Origin of the sequence: Microbacterium sp. MMO-10, assembly GCF_037148715.1 — a bacterium.
GTDB lineage: Bacteria > Actinomycetota > Actinomycetes > Actinomycetales > Microbacteriaceae > Microbacterium.
Map to the genome: position 1 here is coordinate 660,902 of NZ_JBBCSV010000002.1, position 18,555 is coordinate 679,456.

Genomic DNA, 18,555 nt, shown 5'->3' on the forward strand with positions numbered 1-18,555 from the left:
GATGTCCGACACCGCGCAGAGCTACCCCGGCGAACGACTCGGCCTCCCGGAGACCGGACCCGGCAGCGTCGGTCGTCTCGGGCGTCGGATCGCCGCGCTGTTCATCGACTACGCCGCCGCGACGATCATCGCCACGGCGTATCTCGGATTCCAGCAGTGGGCGCTGCCGAAGGAGGCGGGACTCAGTCAGTTCGCGCCGATGATCGTCTTCGCCGTGCTGCAGATCGTCTTCATCCCGACGATCGGAGGGAGCCCGGGCCATCGCATCGTCGGGATGCGGCTCGTGATGCTGCACGGCGGCTGGGTGGGGCTGTGGCGCCCCATCGTTCGCACGGTCCTGCTGGTCTTCGTGATTCCGGCCGTCATCTTCGACGCGGATCAGCGGGGACTGCACGACAAGGCGGTCGGAACCGTCCTGATCCGCGCCTGAGACCGGCTCAGACCGCGGCGTGGCCGCGATTCAGGCGGCGGTAGGTCTTGGGCGCCTTGCCGCCCAGGAAGGACCGTGCCGGGTCGATCGTGAAGCCCTGACGCAGCGCCTCCCGCCCGATCAGCATCCGGAAGCCCATCTCGCTGCGGTTGCTCAGGGTCACTTCGGCGGTGACCCTCCGATCGACGAGGATCAGATCGAGCAGCACGACGAGCCGGCTCTGCGCATGTCCGGACGACGAGCGCACGTCCCGGCGGTCGAACACGGGGAGCTCCACGGGAACGAGCTCATGGGCGCCCTGCCACGGGCGCACGTCGAAGCGCACCCAGGCAGCACCGTCGCGTTCGAACTCGCGGATGTGCTGCGCGTGCAGCGACGAGCTGCGTGCCCCGGTGTCGACCTTCGCCTTGATCCACGGGATCCCGACGTCGGGCAGGGAGACCCACTCCCGCCACCCGATAAGGGTGCTTGAATGAGTAGGTCGGTCCACACACACATCCTGGCAGGAAATCACCGTGAAGCTCGCCGTGCTCTCGCGCGCCCCGCAGTCCTACTCCACCCAGCGCCTCCGTGCCGCCGCGATCCAGCGCGGTCATCAGATCAAGGTGCTGAACACCCTGCGCTTCGCGATCGACCTCACCGCGGATGAACCGGACCTGCATTTCCGCGGGCGGCGCCTGAGCGACTACGACGCGATCCTGCCCCGCATCGGCAACTCCATCACCTACTTCGGCACGGCCGTCGTGCGCCAGTTCGAGCAGATGGACGTCTACACGCCGAACACGGCGAACGGCATCTCGAGCGCGCGCGACAAGCTGCGGGCGAACCAGATCCTCTCCCGCCATAACATCGCGATGCCGCCCACGGCGTTCGTGCGCAACCGGGCCGATGTGCGCCCTGCGATCGAGCGGGTCGGCGGTGCCCCGGTCGTCATCAAGCTCCTCGAGGGCACCCAGGGGATCGGGGTGATCCTCGCGCCGCAGGTGAAGGTCGCCGAGGCGATCATCGAGACCCTGCACTCGACGAAGCAGAACGTGCTGATCCAGAAGTTCATCGCGGAGAGCCGCGGCCGGGACATCCGCGCCCTCGTCGTCGGCGACCGCGTCGTCGCCGCGATGCGGCGGGTGGCCAACGGCGACGAGTTCCGCTCGAACGTCCATCGGGGCGGGACGGTGGAGGCCGTGCAGCTCGACCCCGTCTATGAGCAGACGGCCGTGCGGGCAGCCCAGATCATGGGGCTGCGCGTCGCCGGCGTGGACATGCTGGAGGGCGAGGACGGTCCCCTCGTCATGGAGGTCAACTCCTCTCCGGGGCTCCAGGGCATCGAGGCGGCGACCAGCCTCGACGTCGCCGGCGCCATCATCGACTTCATCGCGAACCAGGTGAACTTCCCCGAGATCGACGTGCGTCAGCGCCTCAGCGTGTCGACGGGCTACGGCGTCGCCGAGCTCGTGATCCATGCGGGCGCCGAACAGGTGGGCAAGCAGCTCGGCGAGCTGGGGCTGTGGGACCGCGACATCACCGTGCTCACGCTGCATCGCGGCGTCACCGTGATCCCCAACCCCCGCAAGCATGTCGTGCTGGAGGACGAGGACCGTCTCCTCTGCTTCGGCAAGCTCGATGAGATGCGGTCGATGATCCCCGAGCGCCGACGCCGCAGGGCGAAGGTGCGGAAGCTCCCGAAGGAGCATCTGCCCGATTCGGCGAACTGAGCGGACGCCCCCCTCACGACGAAGCGCCCGGCGCCCGCGGGAAGCGGGGCCGGGCGCTCGGACGTTCCGTGCTCAGCGCGGACGCGGTGCGCGCGTCTTGAGCGGGTCGATGCCCTTCGGGATCGGCAGCGAGGCGACCGACTGCGACACCGACTCCATGCGCTTGATCACGGCGGCCATCGTCGCGTTGTCGATGGCCTTGGGAAGCTTCTTGATGGTCTTGGCGAGCTTGTCGATCGAGACGTCGTCCTCGCCGTGGCCGACGTAGAACACGTTGACGGGCACGCCCTGCGCGACACGCATCGCCTTGGTCTTCTCGTCCTTGACGAGACGGGTGAGACGACCGCGTGCGCCCTCGGCGACCACGACGATCCCGCCTCGTCCGATGGCGCGGTACACCGCGTCCTGCGACTTGGGGTTGACCCCCACCGGCATCTCGGAGCCCTGCCAGCTGCGGCCGAGCGACGTGCTGAGCACGTGCCCTGCGGCGCCCGGCATGCCGTCGATCTTGCGGTACATCGCCGTCGTCGAGAGACGGGTCATCAGGAACATGGCGCCGAGCACGCCCGCGAGCAGGCCGGTGACGCCCCACAGCACGACGCTCCAGATCTGGAACGGGGGGATCAGATAGCCGACGATGACGCCGATGAGGATGCCGGCCACCAGGATCGCGATCTGGGCCCAGGGCAGCCACGGGTAGATCTCCCGGGTGAAGCGGAAGAGCGAACGCAGCTGGGAGAAGAAGCCGGGCTGCTTCTCCGTCGCGGAGGGACTTTTTGCCATGCCTTCCAGCCTACCGATTCCGCGGGCTCCATGACGGCGCGCGGGCGAACGCGCTGGGCGAACACGATCGTCCTGCACAGAGGGGATGCGGAGCGTTCAGCGCACAGTTCGCGGGCGGCCGGATCCGCGGAGAATGCCGCCGAGGTCGAATGGGGGCATGACCGAACGCAGCATGGGCACCGCCGTGGCGGGGGCGCACCGCACGATCCGGGTACTCGGTGAGAACGAAGGGCCGTTCCCGGGCGCCCTCGTCCCGCGCAAAGAGGGGATGGCCGTCCGCGTGCCGGCGGAACGGCTGCGGGGCTGGCCCGGGTGGGCGCTCGCGGGCGCGGAGCACGTCGTGGCGCCGCTGGACATCGTGCTGCGGCCCGATGGTCACGACGTGCTGCTGCCGTGGTGCGTCCGTTCCGTCAGCAGCCAGCTGGCGCTCCGGAGTGCGGGAGAGGCCGAGGGAGTGACACGGGGCGAGGCCGTGACGCTCGCGGTCAGCATCCTGCGCGGCGCGGTCGAGCTGATGCCCGGAGACGCCGGGGAAGCCCCGGAGCCTCGGGGACGATGGTGGCTGACGGACGAGGGGCGTCCGGTGTTCGCGATCGCCCCGTCCGCCGAGACCGAGGAGGAATCGCCGTGGGCATCCGCTCGGCGGCTGCTGAGCGACCTGGAGCGCGCGGTGGATGACCGGGCGCTGCGTCGCCTGCTGCTCCGTCTCGCCGATGCGGCGCAGGATCCGCGACGTCTGCGCGCCGAGGCCGGGCGCTGGGAGGAGGAGCTGTTGGAGATCGCGGCACCGCGCACACTGCGCATCATCGAGGGCGACCTCACGGATGCACGGGACGCCGTGGACGCGGCGCGGCGCCGAGAGGGTCTGCCTCCCCGCCGCCGCGATCTGCGGCTCGCTCGCGACCCGCGAAGACGTGTCCGGGAAGGGAGTCGGCGCGGGACGGTTCCGCGCTCCGCGGGCGCGACGACGGCATTGCTCACGACTCCGGCGCGGGTGATCGAGGCGGGGCGGCGAGCCATGGCCGGGCTGTCGGCGCGACTCGCCGGGCGGACCTCCGCCGGGCGACGGCAGCGGGCCGGGGCAGAAGCGCCCGTGCGGCGTCGGCGATGGGTCGGGCCGGCGACGGTCGCCGCCTCGGTCGCGGCGGTGATCGCCGTCGGCGGTGCGCTCTGGCCGACCGGCAGCGGCAGCGCCGGGGCGGCCGATGCGACGCCGCGGGAGTCGGCGGCGGTGTCCGGACCCGGAACAGACCTGCCGGGCTCTGACTCGGTCGTTCCCGTGCCGGCTTCCACCGCCCCGGAGAATCCGCGTCCCCTCGGACCCTCCGCAGATCCGGATCCGGAACGCGCGGGGCAGGAGCTCGTCGCGGGCGTGCTCCGCTGTCAGGCGGCGCCGATGCCCGCCTGCGGGGATCTCTGGAACGACGGTCCCGGCGCGATCAAGCCGGTGCGCGATCCGGGCGGGTCGCTCTCGCTGATCGAGGACTACGGCGACCTCGCCGCGCTGCGGAGCGGCTCGGGGGAGGGCGGTCAGATGGTCGTGATCATCCGCCGAGACGCCGAATGGCGGATCCGTGATGTGTACGACATCGCGGATCCGCCATCCGATGAGAGCGGTGCCTCGTGAATCCGTGCGGATCAGGCTCCGAGCTGCGCGGCGAAGTCGGCCGCCTCCAGGCGCGCCTTCACCGACGAGAGGAAGCGCGCGGCATCCGCGCCGTCGATCGTGCGGTGGTCGTAGGACAGCGCGAGGTACACGTAGGAGCGGATCGCGATCGCCTGCTGGCCATCGACGGTCACGACACCGGGCCGCTTCACCACGATGCCGGTGCCGAGAATCGCGGACTGGGGCAGGAAGACGACGGGGGTGTCGAACAGCGCGCCACGCGAACCGGTGTTGGTCAGGGTGAACGTGCCGCCGGCGAGCTCGTCGGGCTTCAGCTTGTTGTCGCGCGTACGGGCAGCGAGGTCGGCGATCTCGTGGGCGATCTGGGCAATGTTCTTGGAACCCGCGTCGCGCAGCACCGGGGTGAGCAGGCCGCGCTCGGTGTCCACCGCGATGGAGATGTTCTCCGAGGCGGGGTACACGATGTCCGTGCCGTCGACCGTCGAGTTCACGATCGGGAACTCCTGGAGCGCCTCGGCCGCGGCCAGGGCGAAGAACGGCAGGAACGACAGCTTGTCACCGGTCTTCTGCTGGAAGGAGCCCTTGACCTCGTCGCGGTACGCGGCGAGCTTGGTGACGTCCACCTCGACCACGGTGGTGAGCTGCGCGGTCTGCTGCATGGACGCGACCGCCCGCTCCGCCAGCACCTTGCGCAGGCGGGACATCGGCTGCGTCGTACCGCGCAGCGGCGAGATCACGCGCTCCTTCGGAGCGGCGGCCACCGCAGCCGGTGCCTTCGCCGCCGGAGCGGACGCGGCGTTGAGCACGTCCTCCTTGCGGATGCGGCCGCCGACGCCGGTGCCGGCGATGGTCGCCAGGTCGACGCCCTTCTCGGCGGCGAGGCGGCGCACCAGCGGGGTGACGTACAGCGAGTCGGAACCGGAATCGGCGACGGGAGCCGCGGCCGGGGCCGGAGCGGCGGCCGGGGCCGGAGCGGCGGCCGGGGCCGGAGCGGCAGCGGCTGCAGCCGGGGCAGCCGCCGGAGCCGGAGCCTCAGCCGGAGCCGGGGCGGCGGCGGGAGCCGGAGCAGCAGCCGGAGCCGGGGCCTCGGCGGGAGCCGGAGCCGCAGCGGCGGGGGCGCCGCTGCCGATGCGTGCGAGCACCGCACCGACGGCGATGGTCTCGTCCTCGGCGGCCAGGATCTCCTGGAGGGTGCCGGCGACGGGCGAGGGGATCTCGGTGTCGACCTTGTCGGTGGAGATCTCCAGCAGCGGCTCGTCCACCGCGACGTCGTCGCCGACCTGCTTCAGCCAGCGGGTGACGGTGCCCTCGGTGACGCTCTCGCCCAGCTCGGGCAGGCGGACATCGGTCGCGTCAGACGATGCGGCGGGTGCCGCAGCAGGGGCAGCGGCCGGAGCGGCGGCCGGCGCCTCGGCGGCGGGGGCAGCGGCCTCGGCAGCAGGGGCAGCGGCCTCAGCGGCCGGGGCGGCAGGCGCGGCAGCGCCAGAGCCGTCGCCGATGCGCGCGAGGATGGCGCCGATCTCGACCGTGTCGTCCTCGGCGACGAGGATCTCCTCGATCACACCGCTGACGGGCGAGGGGATCTCGGTGTCGACCTTGTCGGTCGAGATCTCGAGCAGTCCCTCGTCGGCCTGGACGGTGTCGCCGACCTGCTTGAGCCAACGGGTCACAGTGCCCTCGGTGACGCTCTCGCCGAGGGCGGGAAGGACCACAGGTGTGCTCATGACGGAGTCTCCTTAAGGAAGTTCGTGATGGTGTTCAGCTTAGTGGGCAACCGGGTGTTCAGCCCAGCATTGATTTCCACCATGCGCAAGAAAAGTTTCACAATGCGTGAAGTGGCTTGCCCGCGAGCGCGAGGAACGCCTCGCCGAGGGCCTCGCTCTGCGTCGGGTGCGCATGGATCAGGGGCGCGATGTCCTCGGGGTGGGCCTCCCAGCTCACGGCGAGCTGGCCCTCGGTGATGAGCTCGCCGACGCGGTCGCCGAGCAGGTGCACGCCGAGCACGGGGCCGTCCTTGAGCCGCACGACCTTGACCAGGCCGCCGGTGCCGATGATCTCGCTCTTGCCGTTGCCTGCGAGGTTGTACTCGTAGGACGCGACGCGCTCGGCGCCGTGCGCCTCGATCGCGGCGGCTTCGGTGATCCCCACGGACGCGACCTCCGGGCTGCAGTAGGTGACGCGGGGCACCTGCGAGTCGGGGATGACGGCGGGCGCGAGGCCGGCGATGCGCTCGGCGACGGCGATGCCCTGCAGGAACCCGCGGTGCGCGAGCTGGAGGCCGGGCACGATGTCCCCGACCGCCCAGACGTGCGCGACATTCGTGCGCAGCTCCGGATCCGTCAGCACGAAGCCGCGATCCATCTCGATCCCCGCCTCCTCGAAGCCGAGACCCGAGGTCGCCGGTCCGCGGCCCACGGCCACGAGCAGGTAGTCGGCGTCGTAGGTCGTCCCGTTCTCCAGCGTGACCGTGACGCCGTCGGCCGTCTGGGTCGCGCTCGCGAACCGCACGCCCAGCGAGTACGCGATGCCGCGGCGGCGGAACGCGCGCTCCAGGCCCTTGCTGAGCGCGATGTCCTCGTTCGGTGCGAGATGCTCCAGCGCCTCGACGATCGTGACCTCCGCGCCGAACGAACGCCAGACGCTCGCGAACTCGACACCGATGACTCCGCCGCCGAGGATGACCACGCGCTGCGGGACCTCCTCGAGCGCGAGCGCCTGCTCGCTGGTGAGGATGCGCCCGCCGATCTCCAGGCCGGGCAGGCTGCGGCTGTACGAGCCCGTGGCGAGGACGACGTCCGCGCCGCTGTAGACGTCCTCGCCGACGGCCACCGAGCGATCGGGGCGCAGGGTTCCGGATCCGCTCACGACCGTGATGCCCCGGGCCTTGATGAGGCCCTCGAGGCCCTTGAACTTCTTGGCGACGATGCCCTCGCGATAGGCGCGGACGCCTGCTGGATCGATGCCCTCGAACGCGGCGCCCACGCCGTACTTCGCGGCGTCACGGACGTTCTCCGCCACCTCGGCGGAGTGCAGCAGCGCCTTGGTGGGGATGCACCCGCGGTGCAGGCAGGTGCCGCCCACCTTGTCCTTCTCGATCAGGGCGACCGACTTGCCGAGCTCCGCGGCGCGGAGGGCGGCTGCGTAGCCGCCGCTGCCGCCGCCGAGGATCACGACGTCGAAGCTGTGCGCGGTCATGCCCTGCCTCCGTTCGCTCGCTTCTCGGCGAAGGCGATCAGAGTGCGCACGATCGCGCCGGTTGCCCCCTTCTCGATGAAGCCGTACGGGGCGCCCTTGTGCTCGGACGAACCCGCGATGTCGAGATGGGCCCAGGGGATCCGCGGGGCGTCCGCCTCGTCCGAGGCGCGTCCGACCATCCGCCGAAGGAACAGCCCCGCGAAGAGCGCCCCTCCCGCGGGATCGCCGATCTTGGCGTTCACGAGGTCGGCGATCGGCGACTTCAGCTCGTCCTCCATGTGCTCGGGGAGCGGCATCGGCCAGGCCGCCTCGCCCGTTGCGGATGCCGCGGCGAGGACCTCCTGCACCGTCGTGTCGTCGCCGAAGACGCCGGTGTGCCGCATGCCGAGGGCGACGATGATCGCGCCGGTGAGCGTCGCCACGTCGAGGATCACGTCCGGGTTCTCCCGGCTCGCGGCGACGAGGCCGTCGGCCAGGACCAGGCGGCCCTCGGCGTCGGTGTTGAGCACTTCCACGGTCTGTCCGTCCGCGAAGCGCAGCACGTCGCCCGGGCGGATCGCGGATCCCGAGGGCATGTTGTCCGCGATGCACAGCCAGGCGGTGACCCGGATCGGAAGGCCGAGCGAGGCGACCGCCTGGGTCGCGGCGAGGATGCTCGCGGCGCCCGCCATGTCCGTCTTCATGCCGACCATGCTGGCCGGCGGCTTGAGCGAGAGACCGCCCGTGTCGAAGGTGATGCCCTTGCCCACCAGTGCGATGTGTCCGGTGGCGTCGGCGGGGGAGTAGTCCAGACGGACGAGACGCGGCGGGCGGGCCGAACCCTGGCCCACGCCGAGGATGCCGCCGAAACCGCCCGCGGCGAGCGCCGTCTCGTCGAGGATCTCGACCTCGACCGGCAGGTCGGCCACCGCTTCCGCGGCGCGCGCGGCGAGATCCTCCGGCCCGAGCCACTCGGCCGGAGTGGTCACCAGGTCCCGCGTGAGGGCGACCGCGTCGGCGAGCGCCTTCGCATGCGCGATCTCTTCGGGGGAGAGGTCGGCGCGCAGCACCACGACGCCCGCCCGCCGGGGCTGCTCGCCCGACCGGTAGTCGTCGAAGCGGTAGCCGCCGAGCAGCGCGCCCTCGGCGGCGGCCACGGCGAAGCCGGAGACGGCGTCGCTGAGACGCACCTCCACCCGGTCGAACCCGGTGAGCGTGCGAAGCGCGGCGCCCGCGGCCTCGCGCACGGCGTTCGCGTCCGGCGACGAGCCGGCGCTCACCACCGCGACCGGGACCTCGGCGACCTCGGGTGCAGGGATCCTCGCGACGACACCTGCCTTCCCCGTGAAGCCGATGGCGGTCAGCGCCGCGTGCGTGGAGGAGAAGGGGGACAGGTCTTCCGGGGTGTCCGTGAGACCGGCGACGACGAGCACGAGCGCATCCGCGTTCGTGTCCGCCGGAGCGCCTGTGGAGAGCTCGAGCGCAGGTGACGTCATGGCCTCCATCCTAGATTCGGACGGGGGCGGCCGGAGCGGATGCGCCGCACGTGTGTTCGCTCTCAGCGCTCTGCGGATCCGCGGCGCGAGGGGGCTCGTAGCATGGAGGCATGCCCATCTCCGGAGAGATCCACGAACGCGTCGCCCGCTCCGGCGGTGTGCCGTCCGGCCTGCCTCTGGTCATCCTGCTGACCGGGTTCACCGACGCGGGATCGGCGGTCTCCGGGCTGATCGACCACCTCGGCGAGACGACGGCTCCGGAGCCCGTCCTGGTCTTCGACAACGATGCGCTGCTGGACTATCGCGCGCGGCGTCCGGTGCTGACTTTCGACCAGGACCACATCGCCGATCTCACCCCGGCACGGCTCGAGCTCTCGATCGCGCACGACGCCCTCGGCCGCCCCTTCCTGCTGCTGGCCGGGTACGAGCCGGACTTCGCCTGGAACGCGTTCGCCGACGTCGTGCTGGACTTCGCGGCGGAGCATGAGGTGTCCACGGTCACGTGGGTGCACGCGATCGCCATGCCGGTTCCGCACACGCGGCCGATCGGGGTGACGGTCAGCGGCAACCGCGCAGAGCTGACCGCGGCCCATTCGGTGTGGCGCCCCCGCACCCAGGTGCCGGGGACGGCGGGACATCTGCTCGAGCACCGTTTCGTGCGCGCCGAGCGGAGCGTCGCGAGCTTCGTGCTGCTGATCCCGCACTACCTCGCCGACACCGAGTACCCCGACGCGGTGCTGACCGCGGCGGAGAAGGTCATGGCGGCCACGGGCCTCGTGCTGCTGACGGACGATCTACGGGAGAAGCGCGTCTCGTACCTGGAGCGCGTGGACGAGCAGGTCCGCGACAACGAGGAGCTCGGCCAGATGGTCAGCACCCTGGAGCACCGGTACGACGCGTACATGGCCGGGCTGGACTTCGAGGACGAGGGCCCCTCCGGGTTCGACGAGCGATCCCTTCCCAGCGCCGACGAGCTGGCGGCCGAGCTCGAGCGCTTCCTGGCGTCGCGCCCCGGTGACGAGGACAAGAACGGCCGGATCTGATCTCCTCCCCGGGAGGTTCCCGGGAGGATCCGGCTCTCCGGCAGGATCCGGCCTCGTCCACGGCAGAGTGTGCGATACTTATCTGACGACCCGTTGTCAAGACCCTCCGCAAGGTCGGGGACTTGACAAGGGTCTTACTAGTGCCCGAAACGGCACAGGCCGATCAAGCCGAAAGGCTGAGCGAACACAGGGCGCCCGCGCAGCGCCCCGGTGAGAGGCGAGACGTGACGACTGCCACGAAGAAGAACACCCGGACGAAGAACGAGGCCACCGAGCCCGAGGAGGTCGCGGCCACCGCCGCCGACGCCGCGGAGCAGGCCGCCCCGACCACGGCGGCGGCGAAGAAGCCGGCCGCGAAGAAGACCGCCAAGGCGAAGAAGGACGCTGTCGACGAGGCCACCTCCGACGAGTCGGCCGTCGACGCGGCGGACGACGGCGATGAGGAGGAGGGTGCCAAGCCCGCCTTCACCGAGCCGCTGCCCACCGGCGCCATCCGGATCAGCTCGACCGACGAGGACGACGTCCCCGTCTACTCGACCCAGATCACCGGCGCCACCGCGGACCCGGTCAAGGACTACCTGAAGCAGATCGGAAAGGTCGCGCTGCTGAACGCGGCCGAAGAGGTCGAGCTCGCGATGCGTATCGAGGCCGGCCTGTTCGCCGAGGAGAAGCTGTCGACCATGTCGCCGGCGGAGAAGACCGGCCAGCTCGGGCTCGACCTGCAGTGGGTCGCCCGTGACGGCCAGCGGGCCAAGAGCCACCTGCTCGGGGCCAACCTGCGCCTGGTGGTCTCCCTCGCCAAGCGCTACACGGGCCGCGGCATGCAGTTCCTGGACCTCATCCAGGAGGGAAACCTCGGTCTCATCCGTGCGGTCGAGAAGTTCGACTACACCAAGGGCTTCAAGTTCTCGACCTACGCGACCTGGTGGATCCGTCAGGCGATCACCCGCGCGATGGCCGACCAGGCCCGCACGATCCGCATCCCGGTGCACATGGTCGAGGTCATCAACAAGCTCGCCCGGGTGCAGCGTCAGATGCTGCAGGACCTCGGTCGCGAACCCACTCCGGAGGAGCTGAGCCGTGAGCTCGACATGACCCCGGAGAAGGTCATCGAGGTGCAGAAGTACGGCCGCGAGCCGATCTCGCTGCACACCCCGCTCGGCGAGGACGGCGACAGCGAGTTCGGCGACCTGATCGAGGACACCGAGGCGGTCGTCCCGGCCGACGCCGTCGGCTTCACGATGCTGCAGCGCCAGCTCGAGCAGCTGCTGGACTCGCTCTCCGAGCGCGAGGCTGGCGTGATCCGCATGCGCTTCGGCCTCGGAGACGGTCAGCCGAAGACGCTCGACCAGATCGGCGACACCTTCGGCGTGACCCGCGAGCGGATCCGCCAGATCGAGTCCAAGACGATGGCGAAGCTGCGCCACCCGAGCCGGTCGCAGTCGCTGCGGGACTACCTCGAGTGAGCGCGGAGGCGAGGCCCAACGACGGCAAGAACCTCGAGATCTCGGTCGAGGGGGCGCGCTGGCAGCGGATCCCGATCCGCACGAAGGTGGTCATGCCCGGCGACGTGCTCGCCGACATCGTCACCGAGTACGCCGCGGGCGAGGTGCAGAAGGGCGACATCCTCTTCATCACCGAGAAGATCGTCGGCATCACCCAGGGTCGTTCGTTCCTGCTCGAGGAGATCCAGCCGCGCAAGCTGGCGTTCTTCCTGTCGAAGTACGTCACGCGCACGCCCTACGGCATCGGTCTCGGCATGCCCGAGACCATGGAGATGGCGCTGCGCGAGTGCGGCACGCCCCGGATCCTGCTCGCGGCGGCGGTGTCGGCCGTGACCAAGGCGTTCGGGCGCCGCGGCGACTTCTACCGCATCGCCGGTGAGAAGGCGCGCGCGATCGACGGACCGACCGAGGGCACCATGCCGCCGTACGACCGCTCGGTCGTGCTGGGACCCGCGCGCCCGCGCGAGGTCGCGCACGAGATGCAGCGGCTGATCGGCGGCGTCTGCGATGTCGCCGTGGTCGACATCAACGACCTCGGCGGCAACATCCTCGGGTCCACGCTCGACAAGCCCGCGGAGAAGGGCCTCGTTGCGATCCTCAAGGACAACCCCCTCGGTCAGGGCACGGAGTCGACGCCGATGGGCATCATCCGCCCGGCCTGACTGCTCGCCGGGGTCGTTGAGCGAGCACCGACGAAGTCGGAGCGAGACGAAACGCGGTTTCTTCTGCGGGAAGCCGCGTTTCGTCTCGGTCTCGCTGCGCTCGTCCTCGCTGACGACCCCGGGGAGATGCAGCTCAGAACTTGATGGCGGCCTGGTAGCGCGGCTTGTGGCCGGTGCGGATGCCCGAGACGCTCGGCTTGTTCTCGTAGACGCCGGCGCCCCAATTGCCCTCGACGAGCACGGGGCCGTCCGGGCCGACGACGATGTCCCAGCCGACGTACTGCACCTGCGGCACGACGCGGGCCACCTGGTCGACGAACGCCTTGACCTCGTCGGTGAGCGGCAGCTGGAAGTCGGCGATGCGGAAGCCCGAGTCGGGGTGCAGCTCGTGCACGTGCCCGTGGGAGTCGTAGCCGGCGCTCACCGCGTGGCCGTCGTCGTCCAGCATCGTGTAGAAGCCGCCGAACGACATCTGGTCGCTGACCTCGCCGCGGCCGAACTTCTGCGCCATCGCGAGGATGTGGGTCTTCTCGCCGTCGAAGAACGCGGTCACCCGGGTCGTGTTGACCGTGCCGGGGCAGACGGCGGCGAGATCGGGGTGCTGGCGGATGACCTCTTCGACGAGCAGGCGGCCCTGGCCCAGCAGGTCTGCATGGAACGCATCCCAGTCGGAGACGTCGGCGGCGTGATAGCGGAACACGCCGGAGCCGGCCTGGCCCATCGGCGTCTTCACGATGACGGTGCCCTGGCGCTGCACGAAGTCGCGCAGTTCATCCGCGTTGCCGGGCTTCACGACCATCCACTCGCGGCGGAGGAAGTCCGAGAACTTCTCGTCGAACTCGATCTTGTCGTGGAAGAGGTGCCGGAAGTCGGGATGCGCGTAGCGCTCCGAGATCTGGTTCGACACGGGGTGCGTCATGTAGGTGGCGCGCTCCGCGCGGTTGAGGATCGCGAAGTCGTAGTCGATGTAGTCCTGGAACCCGACGTTGTGGCGGCCGGCGGACCACAGCATGTCCACCACCACGGCGGGGACGGCCTTGCCGTGCTGCGCGGACGCCTCCTTGGCGCGCTCGATCACCGAGCCGACATTGATGCGACGGGCGCGCTCGGCGAGATAGCCGAGACGGGACTTGAGGCCGAGGCCGTTCGAGGGCATGCGTACTCCGGGTCGAGGATCGGGAACCGGTCCATTCTAGGCGGCGATGCTCCGAGACTCCCGGGACGAGCCCTCGCCGCGGAGGGGCGGTCGCGCCGCGCCGCTAGGCTGGGACGGTGACCGCACTGCTCCCCGCCTCCGATTCGCGGAGCGCGATGCTGCGAGCGGTGGTGTCGCGCTCGGCCCTCGCGGAGGCCGCGGCGAGGGCCGTCGCCGCGGCAGGCGCGGGGGTCGCCGATCTGCGCAGGGACGCCTGGGGACACGGGCTGCTCGAGACCGCCCGGATCGCGCAGCGCGCCGGCGTCGACGCGGTGCGCGTGGACGGAGCCGACGAGGTCGCTCTGCTCGCCGCCGAGGGGATCGTCGCCACCTGCGAGCGCCGGCCCGACCTGGATCCGGCGCTGTTCTACGGCCTTCCGGACGCGTCCGCCACCGTGGCGGGCGAGCCGGCGATGAGCGCGGTCGGCCGCGTCCTGTCCACGAAGGACATCGCCGCGGGCTCCGGGGTGTCCTACGGCTACATCCATCGGGCCCCCGTCGATTCGCGTCTGGCCCTCGTCACGGGCGGCTACGCCCAGGGCGTCGTGCGGGCCCTCGGGAGCCGCGCGTCGGTCGAGATCGACGGCGTCGTGCACCCGATCGTCGGCCGGATCGCGATGGACGTGTGCGTGGTCGACATCGGCGCCGCCGAGGTGCTTCCCGGAGCAGCCGCGATCTTCTTCGGGGGCCGCGGCCCTCTCGCCGCCGGACTCGCCGAGTGGGCGCGGATCACGGGGATGACCCCGGGCGAGCTCGCCGCCGTGCTCGGACAGCGGACGGAGCGCGTGTGGCTGGACTGAACGGACCGGTGCTGCGCGCCGACGAGGCCGTGCTGCGGGCGAACATCGCCGCGGTGCAGGCCCGGGTCACCCCTGCCGAACTGATGATGGTCGTCAAAGACGACGGCTACGGCCTCGGCGCCGACTGGGCCTCGCGGGTGGCTGTGGATGCCGGAGTGGGCTGGCTCGGCACCTATGACATTCCGACCGCCGTCCAGCTGCGCGCAGCAGTCGGCCCGCAGCCGCGGCTCTTCGCCTGGGTGACCTCGTCCGACGAGGAGATCGCCGCGGCGCTGCACGCGCACGTCGACCTCGGTGTGGGCAGCGTCGAGTATCTCGAGCGCGTGATCGTGCAGGCGGATGCGACGGGGTTCCGCGCGCGGATCCACCTCAAGATCGACACAGGGCTGCACCGCAACGGCCTGTCCGCCGCGGAGTGGGACGACGGCGTCCGCATCGCGCTGGACGCCCAGCACCGCGGGATGATCGACCTCGTCGGCGCCTGGAGCCACCTCGCGGAGGCCAGCGACGCGGAGGACGACGCCGCGCAGGCGCGATTCCTCGCGGCGGTGACCCGGGCGGAGACGCTCGGCGCACAGTTGCCGTATCAGCACCTGACGGCGTCCGCGGCGACCTGGGAGCGCCCGGAGCTGCGCGGCACGCTCGTGCGCGTCGGGGCGTTCTGCTTCGGCGTGCGGTCTGCGGACGGCCCCGACCTGCCCGGAATCGCCCCGGCGGCCGAGCTCGTGGCCCCGGTACGGCGGATCGAGGACGACGAGGTCGTCATCGGCGCCGGATCGTTCGACGGGCTGCCCAGCACCCTCGCCCGTCGGGTGCGGGTCGGCACCCCCGGCGGCGCGCGGGAGCTCAGGTCCGTGGGGATCGACGAGATGCGCGTCGAGGCGTGGCAGGGAGCGAGCGTGGGCGACGAGGTCGTCGTCTTCGGGCGGGGACGATGCGGCGAGGAGTCGCCCACGACCCTGGCCGAAGCCGTCGGGACCGTGGGCGAGGAGATCCTCTGCCGTCTCACGCCGAGCGTGCGCCGCGAGTACCGCTGAACCGGCCCGAGCGACGAAAACGCCCGATGTCGGGTGACACCGGGCGCTTCTGTGCATCCGCGGCCGGTCGTCGTGGCCGCGGACCTCGGGCTCTCAGGACGCTTCGCTGAGGCGCGACGTCTCGTCGTGCCAGCTCGTGGCCACGGCCCGCAGCTTCTCTTCGTACTTGCGTCCGTGGTGGGCGCAGTAGAGCAGCTCGTGCCCGTTGACCACGGCGGCGATGTAGGCCTGGGCTCCGCAGGCGTCGCATCGGTCCATCGCCGTGAGGCGGGGGATGACGGTGGCATCCCGTTCGGTCGTCGCGTTCATCTCGATGCCTCCTTGGTGTATCGGGTCCGCTGTGAGGTGTGCTCAATACAACCACGCACACCTGGGAGTCATGCCCGCGAGACGGCGTGTTTCGCTCAGCGCGTACGAAGCCCCTGCGGGTCCGGATCGCGGTAGGAGTGTCGACCGCCGTACGTCTGCGGGCCTCGATACGATTGAGGATTGTGACAGCCGAGTACTCCGCCCATCATCTCCAGATCCTCGAAGGGCTCGAAGCGGTCCGCAAGCGACCCGGCATGTACATCGGCTCGAACGGCTCGCCGGGCCTCATGCACTGCCTCTGGGAGATCATCGACAACGCCGTGGACGAGGCCGTCGCCGGCAACGGATCCAAGATCGACATCATCCTGCACCCCGACGGGAGCGTCGAGGTGCACGATCGCGGACGGGGAATCCCCGTGGATGTGGAACCCCGCACGGGACTCACGGGCGTGGAGGTCGTCTTCACCAAGCTGCACGCCGGCGGCAAGTTCGGCGGCGGCTCGTACGCCGCCTCGGGCGGGCTGCACGGCGTGGGCGCCTCGGTCGTGAACGCTCTCTCCGAGCGCCTCGACGTCGAGGTGGACCGCGGCGGCAAGGTCTACGCGATGTCGTTCCGTCGCGGCGAGCCCGGTCTGTTCACCGACGACGGCGAGAAGCGTCCCGATGCGCCGTTCGCGCCGTTCCAGGACAAGAGCGAGCTGCGCGTGATCGGGAAGGCGGCCAAGGGCGCCACCGGCACCCGGATCCGCTACTGGGCGGACCGGCAGATCTTCACGAAGGACGCGGCCTTCCAGCTCGCCGACCTCGAGAACCGCGCCAGGCAGACCGCCTTCCTCGTGCCAGGACTGGAGCTCGTCGTCCACGACGAGCGCGTGCCGGCGGGCTCGGACGCAGAGTCCGACGCGTCGGCCGCCGCCGTCGGCAACGAGACCTCGTACCACTACGAGGGCGGCATCTCGGAGTTCGTGGAGTACCTCGCGACCGATGCGCCCGTGACCGACACCTGGCGGGTGCAGGGGGAGGGGACCTTCAAGGAGACCGTCCCCGTGCTGCAGCCGGACGGGCACATGGTGGCGACCGAGGTGGAGCGGGTCTGCGCCGTCGACATCGCCCTGCGCTGGGGCACGGGCTACGAGACCACCACCCGATCCTTCGTCAACATCATCGCGACCCCCAAGGGCGGCACCCATCAGCAGGGCTTCGAGCAGGAGCTCCTCAAGGTGCTCCGCGCCCAGGTCGAGCAGAACGCGCGACGGCTCAAGGTCGGCAACGACAAGCTGGAGAAGGACGACGTGCTCGCCGGCCTCACCGCCGTGCTCACGGTCAACGTCCCCGAACCGCAGTTCGAGGGGCAGACCAAGGAGGTGCTCGGGACTCCCGCGGTGCGGCAGATCGTGGCCCAGGTGCTCCGCAAGGACCTGGGTGAGCGGTTCAGCTCGCCCAAGCGCGACGACAAGAGCCAGGCGGCTCAGCTGCTCGACAAGATCGTCGCCGAGATGAAGGCGCGCGTCTCGGCGCGCGCCCACAAGGAGACGCAGCGCCGCAAGAACGCGCTCGAGTCCTCTTCTCTGCCCGCGAAGCTCGTGGACTGCCGCTCGACCGATGTGGCGCAGACCGAGCTCTTCATCGTCGAGGGCGATTCCGCGCTCGGCACCGCCAAGCACGCCCGCACGAGCGAGTACCAGGCTCTGCTGCCCATCCGCGGCAAGATCCTGAACGTGCAGAAGGCCTCGGTCAGCGACATGCTGTCCAATGTCGAATGCGCCTCGATCATCCAGGTGATCGGCGCCGGCTCCGGGCGCTCCTTCGACCTCAGCACCGCCCGCTACGGGAAGATCATCCTGATGAGCGACGCGGATGTCGACGGCGCGCACATCCGCACGCTGCTGCTCACGCTCTTCTACCGGTACATGCGACCGCTCATCGAGGACGGACGCGTGTTCGCCGCGGTGCCGCCGCTGCATCGGGTGATCGTGATGAACCCCGGATCCAAGCCCAACGAGACCATCTACACGTACAGCGAGGGCGAGCTGCACACGCTGCTCGCGAAGCTGCGCAAGCAGAACAAGCGCTGGCACGAGCCGATCCAGCGATACAAGGGTCTCGGCGAGATGGATGCGGAACAGCTCGCCTCCACGACGATGGACCGCTCCGGACGGCTGCTGCGCCGTGTGCGCATGGAGGATGCCGAAGCCGCCGGCCGGGTGTTCGAGCTCCTGATGGGCAACGAGGTCGCTCCGCGGCGCGAGTTCATCATCGACTCCTCCGACCGCTTGGCCCGCGAGGCGATCGACGCCTGATGATCGCGCTCGCACCGGGCGTGTCACTGCGCCCTGCGCGCCCGGGGGACGTCGATACGGTCGCGGCGCTCAAGGAGCGCGTGCTGCGCGGGGATCTCGAACCGCTGGTCGGCTGGGATCCGGCGCGCTCGCGCGCCCGTGTCGTGGAGCACTTCTCCCCGGCGCACACGTGGATGATCCTCGTCGACGGCGAGACCGCGGGCACGATCACCCTGCGTCCCGACCGCGATGCGCTGTGGCTGGAGATGTTCTATCTGGACGAACGGCACCAGGGACGGGGCATCGGATCCTCCCTCCTTCGCGCCGTGCTGAAGGACGCGCCCGTCGATCGGCCGCTGCGGCTCCAGGTGCTCGTCGGCTCCGCGGCCCTGCGCCTGTACGAGCGGCACGGCTTCGTCGTCGAGGAGAACGACGGCGTGGACATCTGGATGCGCCGCGACCCGCGCGCGGCTGCCGAGTCCGTCCCGGCGCCTTGACAGACT

The 18,555-nt window shown here is 70.6% G+C and carries 17 protein-coding genes; 10 read left to right on the forward strand and 7 right to left on the reverse strand.

From position 1 onward, the window contains the following. The first annotated feature begins 1 nt into the window (after position 1). Positions 2–430: an RDD family protein gene (locus WFJ17_RS07485; protein ID WP_292880351.1), complete on the forward strand. Its 429-nt coding sequence runs from the start codon at positions 2–4 to the stop codon at positions 428–430. Between the two features lie 7 nt (positions 431–437). Here WFJ17_RS07485 and WFJ17_RS07490 read toward each other — a convergent pair whose 3' ends face one another. After that, on the reverse strand, positions 438–920 hold the full coding sequence (locus tag WFJ17_RS07490; protein WP_251439511.1) for an ATP-dependent zinc protease family protein: 483 nt from the start codon (positions 918–920) through the stop codon (positions 438–440). Between the two features lie 25 nt (positions 921–945). Between WFJ17_RS07490 and WFJ17_RS07495 the strand changes: the two genes are divergently transcribed. Then, positions 946–2,142, forward strand: coding sequence for a RimK family alpha-L-glutamate ligase (locus WFJ17_RS07495; RefSeq protein ID WP_251439513.1), 1,197 nt, complete (start codon positions 946–948; stop codon positions 2,140–2,142). Positions 2,143–2,214: 72 nt separating this feature from the next. On the opposite strand, the gene WFJ17_RS07500 is transcribed toward WFJ17_RS07495, so the two are convergent. Beyond that, positions 2,215–2,925 carry a DUF4191 domain-containing protein gene (locus tag WFJ17_RS07500; RefSeq protein ID WP_251439514.1) on the reverse strand — a complete coding sequence of 237 codons (711 nt, stop codon included), beginning with the start codon at positions 2,923–2,925 and terminating at the stop codon, positions 2,215–2,217. 157 nt (positions 2,926–3,082) lie between these two features. On the opposite strand from WFJ17_RS07500, the gene WFJ17_RS07505 reads away from it, so the two are divergent. Next, positions 3,083–4,552, forward strand: coding sequence for a hypothetical protein (locus WFJ17_RS07505; protein WP_336648072.1), 1,470 nt, complete (start codon positions 3,083–3,085; stop codon positions 4,550–4,552). Between the two features lie 11 nt (positions 4,553–4,563). Here the strand turns inward: WFJ17_RS07505 and sucB are convergent, their stop codons facing one another. From sucB to WFJ17_RS07520, 3 genes are all read right to left on the reverse strand, one after another. Next, the gene (sucB, locus tag WFJ17_RS07510) at positions 4,564–6,276 is read right to left on the reverse strand and encodes a 2-oxoglutarate dehydrogenase, E2 component, dihydrolipoamide succinyltransferase (RefSeq protein ID WP_336648073.1); all 1,713 of its coding nucleotides are present in this window, start codon (positions 6,274–6,276) and stop codon (positions 4,564–4,566) included. Positions 6,277–6,373: 97 nt separating this feature from the next. Next, positions 6,374–7,747: a dihydrolipoyl dehydrogenase gene (gene lpdA / locus WFJ17_RS07515; protein WP_251439517.1), complete on the reverse strand. Its 1,374-nt coding sequence runs from the start codon at positions 7,745–7,747 to the stop codon at positions 6,374–6,376. Continuing rightward, positions 7,744–9,222, reverse strand: coding sequence for a leucyl aminopeptidase (locus WFJ17_RS07520; protein ID WP_336648074.1), 1,479 nt, complete (start codon positions 9,220–9,222; stop codon positions 7,744–7,746). The genes lpdA and WFJ17_RS07520 overlap by 4 nt, the downstream gene beginning before the upstream one ends. 110 nt (positions 9,223–9,332) lie before the next feature. Here WFJ17_RS07520 and WFJ17_RS07525 point away from each other — a divergent pair, with 110 nt between their 5' ends. The 3 genes from WFJ17_RS07525 to WFJ17_RS07535 all read left to right on the forward strand — a co-directional run bounded on the left by WFJ17_RS07525 (position 9,333) and on the right by WFJ17_RS07535 (position 12,432). Further along, positions 9,333–10,265, forward strand: a complete 933-nt coding sequence (locus WFJ17_RS07525; RefSeq protein WP_336648075.1) for a proteasome assembly chaperone family protein — start codon at positions 9,333–9,335, stop codon at positions 10,263–10,265. A 224-nt stretch (positions 10,266–10,489) separates the two neighbouring features. Beyond that, entirely contained in the window at positions 10,490–11,731 is a 1,242-nt protein-coding gene (locus WFJ17_RS07530) for an RNA polymerase sigma factor (RefSeq protein ID WP_251439526.1), read from the forward strand. Continuing rightward, the gene (locus WFJ17_RS07535; protein ID WP_251439528.1) at positions 11,728–12,432 is read left to right on the forward strand and encodes a coenzyme F420-0:L-glutamate ligase; all 705 of its coding nucleotides are present in this window, start codon (positions 11,728–11,730) and stop codon (positions 12,430–12,432) included. Before WFJ17_RS07530 ends, WFJ17_RS07535 begins: the two co-directional genes overlap by 4 nt. A gap of 133 nt (positions 12,433–12,565) precedes the next feature. On the opposite strand, the gene WFJ17_RS07540 is transcribed toward WFJ17_RS07535, so the two are convergent. After that, complete coding sequence (locus WFJ17_RS07540) at positions 12,566–13,588, reverse strand: sugar-transfer associated ATP-grasp domain-containing protein (RefSeq protein ID WP_336648076.1); 1,023 nt, start codon at positions 13,586–13,588, stop codon at positions 12,566–12,568. 116 nt (positions 13,589–13,704) lie between these two features. Here WFJ17_RS07540 and WFJ17_RS07545 point away from each other — a divergent pair, with 116 nt between their 5' ends. Further along, positions 13,705–14,427 carry an alanine racemase C-terminal domain-containing protein gene (locus WFJ17_RS07545; RefSeq protein ID WP_336648077.1) on the forward strand — a complete coding sequence of 241 codons (723 nt, stop codon included), beginning with the start codon at positions 13,705–13,707 and terminating at the stop codon, positions 14,425–14,427. After that, positions 14,415–15,464: an alanine racemase gene (locus WFJ17_RS07550; protein WP_336648078.1), complete on the forward strand. Its 1,050-nt coding sequence runs from the start codon at positions 14,415–14,417 to the stop codon at positions 15,462–15,464. Before WFJ17_RS07545 ends, WFJ17_RS07550 begins: the two co-directional genes overlap by 13 nt. A gap of 93 nt (positions 15,465–15,557) precedes the next feature. On the opposite strand, the gene WFJ17_RS07555 is transcribed toward WFJ17_RS07550, so the two are convergent. Continuing rightward, entirely contained in the window at positions 15,558–15,773 is a 216-nt protein-coding gene (locus WFJ17_RS07555) for a DUF7455 domain-containing protein (RefSeq protein ID WP_251439536.1), read from the reverse strand. Positions 15,774–15,955: 182 nt separating this feature from the next. On the opposite strand from WFJ17_RS07555, the gene WFJ17_RS07560 reads away from it, so the two are divergent. Both WFJ17_RS07560 and WFJ17_RS07565 read left to right on the forward strand, forming a co-directional pair. Beyond that, positions 15,956–18,073 (forward strand): DNA gyrase/topoisomerase IV subunit B, encoded by a 2,118-nt coding sequence (locus WFJ17_RS07560; RefSeq protein ID WP_442927971.1) that lies wholly within the window; start codon positions 15,956–15,958, stop codon positions 18,071–18,073. After that, positions 18,073–18,549, forward strand: coding sequence for a GNAT family N-acetyltransferase (locus WFJ17_RS07565; protein ID WP_336648079.1), 477 nt, complete (start codon positions 18,073–18,075; stop codon positions 18,547–18,549). The genes WFJ17_RS07560 and WFJ17_RS07565 overlap by 1 nt, the downstream gene beginning before the upstream one ends. The last annotated feature ends 6 nt before the right edge of the window (positions 18,550–18,555 follow it).

What these genes read in the sequence shown, in the direction of transcription:
- WFJ17_RS07485 (WP_292880351.1), top strand. Translation starts at nt 2, where the DNA reads ATGTCCGACACCGCGCAGAGCTACCCCGGCGAACGACTCGGCCTCCCG.
- WFJ17_RS07500 (WP_251439514.1), bottom strand. Translation starts at nt 2,925, where the DNA reads ATGGCAAAAAGTCCCTCCGCGACGGAGAAGCAGCCCGGCTTCTTCTCC.
- WFJ17_RS07505 (WP_336648072.1), top strand. Translation starts at nt 3,083, where the DNA reads ATGACCGAACGCAGCATGGGCACCGCCGTGGCGGGGGCGCACCGCACG.
- sucB (WP_336648073.1), bottom strand. Translation starts at nt 6,276, where the DNA reads ATGAGCACACCTGTGGTCCTTCCCGCCCTCGGCGAGAGCGTCACCGAG.
- lpdA (WP_251439517.1), bottom strand. Translation starts at nt 7,747, where the DNA reads ATGACCGCGCACAGCTTCGACGTCGTGATCCTCGGCGGCGGCAGCGGC.
- WFJ17_RS07520 (WP_336648074.1), bottom strand. Translation starts at nt 9,222, where the DNA reads ATGACGTCACCTGCGCTCGAGCTCTCCACAGGCGCTCCGGCGGACACG.
- WFJ17_RS07525 (WP_336648075.1), top strand. Translation starts at nt 9,333, where the DNA reads ATGCCCATCTCCGGAGAGATCCACGAACGCGTCGCCCGCTCCGGCGGT.
- WFJ17_RS07540 (WP_336648076.1), bottom strand. Translation starts at nt 13,588, where the DNA reads ATGCCCTCGAACGGCCTCGGCCTCAAGTCCCGTCTCGGCTATCTCGCC.
- WFJ17_RS07555 (WP_251439536.1), bottom strand. Translation starts at nt 15,773, where the DNA reads ATGAACGCGACGACCGAACGGGATGCCACCGTCATCCCCCGCCTCACG.
- WFJ17_RS07565 (WP_336648079.1), top strand. Translation starts at nt 18,073, where the DNA reads ATGATCGCGCTCGCACCGGGCGTGTCACTGCGCCCTGCGCGCCCGGGG.